This window comes from Mesorhizobium sp. P5_C1 (assembly GCF_054049815.1).
Genome location: NZ_JBFULQ010000743.1, coordinates 1 through 2,177 on the forward strand (window position 1 = coordinate 1; position 2,177 = coordinate 2,177).

3 protein-coding genes are annotated in these 2,177 nt (G+C 62.4%); all 3 read right to left on the reverse strand.

What is annotated here, in order from left to right; genetic code table 11:
* A partial coding sequence (locus ACXJ7R_RS30710; protein ID WP_457155090.1) for an ABC transporter permease occupies nucleotides 1-403 on the reverse strand: 403 nt, incomplete at its 3' end.
* Nucleotides 400-1,965: a sugar ABC transporter ATP-binding protein gene (locus tag ACXJ7R_RS30715; RefSeq protein WP_457155091.1), complete on the reverse strand. Its 1,566-nt coding sequence runs from the start codon at nucleotides 1,963-1,965 to the stop codon at nucleotides 400-402. The genes ACXJ7R_RS30715 and ACXJ7R_RS30710, both read right to left, overlap by 4 nt.
* Nucleotides 1,966-1,985: 20 nt before the next feature.
* A partial coding sequence (locus tag ACXJ7R_RS30720) for an FCD domain-containing protein (RefSeq protein WP_457155092.1) occupies nucleotides 1,986-2,177 on the reverse strand: 192 nt, incomplete at its 5' end.

A 2,177-nucleotide genomic window follows, 5' to 3' on the forward strand; every position in this document is an offset into this window, starting at 1 on the left:
GCTCGATCCTCCCGACGGTGACGATCAGACCGTTCGCCAGTCCGCATAGCAGACCTGCGGCGACCGCCATCGCCATACCCGCGGGGATTGCCCACAGACCGAGGCTCGGCGCCATCATGTTCATGAACATGATCGTAATGCCCGCGATGAAGGCGACCATCGAACCGACGGAGAGGTCGAGGCCGCCGGAGGAAATCACGAACGTCGCGCCAACGGCGATGATCGCGACGTAGGCGCTGCGCGTGACGACGTTGCCGAGATTGGTCGCCGAGAGGAAATCCGGATTGACCAGAAACCCGATGACCAGCAGTGCAACGAGCGCGAGGAAGGGTCCGGCATCGGCCCATGAGACATGGTATTGTCGTTCGGTGCGGGCTGGCGTGGAACTTGTCAGTGCGGTCACGGTTTTCCTCCGGGGGCAACGTCGTGACCCCTCTCGCTGGTCGCAAGCAGCGCGATGTTGCTCTCGGTCATCGCCTCACCCGATACCTCGCCGCTGATCCTGCCCTCGCGCATCACCAGGATGCGATCGCAGATGCCGACCAACTCCTGCATCTCCGAGGAGATGACGACGCAGGCTTTGCCCTGGTCGACCAATTCCTGGATGAAGGCGTAGATCTGGGCCTTGTTGGCGATATYGATGCCGCGCGTCGGCTCATCGATGACGACGACTGAAGGTTCGGTCAGCAGGACCTTGGCCAGAAGCAGCTTCTGCTGATTGCCGCCTGAAAGCTGTCCGGCTTTGACATTCAGGCTCTTCACCCGGATGTCGTAGCTGGAAACGGCTTGCGCCAGCGCCTGCGCCTCGGAGCGCCGTCGAACCATGAGACCGGGATGAAAGCGGGCAAGCGCGGATAGAGTGAGGTTCGGCGCCAACTCTTCCTGCAGGAGCAGACCCTTGCCCTTGCGGTCCTCCGTCAGGTAGCCGATGCCGGCATCCATGGCTTCCCGCTGCGAACGAATATGCACTGGGGAACCGTTCAGCTCGATGGCCGCATTCGCCGGCCGCAAACCCAGGATGCCTTCGAAGAGCTCGGTCCGCCCTGCCCCGATCATCCCGGCAAAGCCGAGGATCTCGCCCTTGTGAACGGTGAAGGACACGTCCTGGACGTAGCCGGGCACCCTTGCGTTCCGCACGCTCAGCATTGGCTGGTTCGTCCGCACTGCGCGCTTCTGCGGATAGAGCGCGGCGAGATCACGGCCCACCATGAGCCGCGCCATGTCGAACTGGCTCAATGAATGCCCCGGGTAGGTGCCCACCATCTTGCCGTCACGCAAGATAGTCACCTTGTCTGCCAGCCGCTGAACCTCGTCGAGGCGGTGGCTGATATAGAGGACGGCAATGCCGCGCGACTTGAGGCCCAAGATGATGGCAAGCAGGCGCTCGACTTCCTCCCCGGTCAGCACCGCTGTCGGTTCGTCAAAGATGACGAGGCGATGCTCGTCGAGCAAAGCACGGGCGATCTGGACGAGCTGGCGGTCGGCCAGTGAGATGTCTCGCACCAATGCGGTTGGCGACACCGCGCAGCCGATCTCAGCCAGTTTCGCCACCGCGATACGACGCATGCCCTTGTCGTCGACAAGGCCGCCCCTCGTGAGTTCTCGGCCGAGGAAAAGGTTGTCGGTAACGGTGAGTGCTTCGGCCAGCAGGATTTCCTGGTGAACGAGCGCAATGCCGGCTGCCTGAGCCTGATCAGGCTTGGTGAAGCGCACCCGATTTCCGGCCATGGACAGCATGCCTTGGGTCGGCTCGATGTAGCCGGACAGCAGTCGCATGAACGTCGACTTGCCCGCGCCGTTCTCCCCGATGATCGCGTGGATCTCGCCTGGCAGGATATCCAGCGTCACATCCGACAGTACTGTGACCGGGCCGTATTTCCTTGAAAGGCCCTCGGCGCGCAGCACGGGTTCAGCTTGCCGTTCAGGCCGTGCCGGCAAGGTGCCGGTATCTGTCTCAAATCGCATGGCAAGGGACATCGCAACGGCTACTCGAACGCAGGCAGGAGCCGGTCCCGGGAATTCTCAATGTGCACACGCATCGCTTTTTCGGCGGCGTCCGGGTCACCCGCGGAAAAGGCAGCGAGAATTGCCTCGTGCTCGTCGAGCGCCTCTTCGGTCACTCGCGAGTGGTACATCAGGCGGAAGATGTGGAAGTGGGTATGCTGGTGATTCAGGGT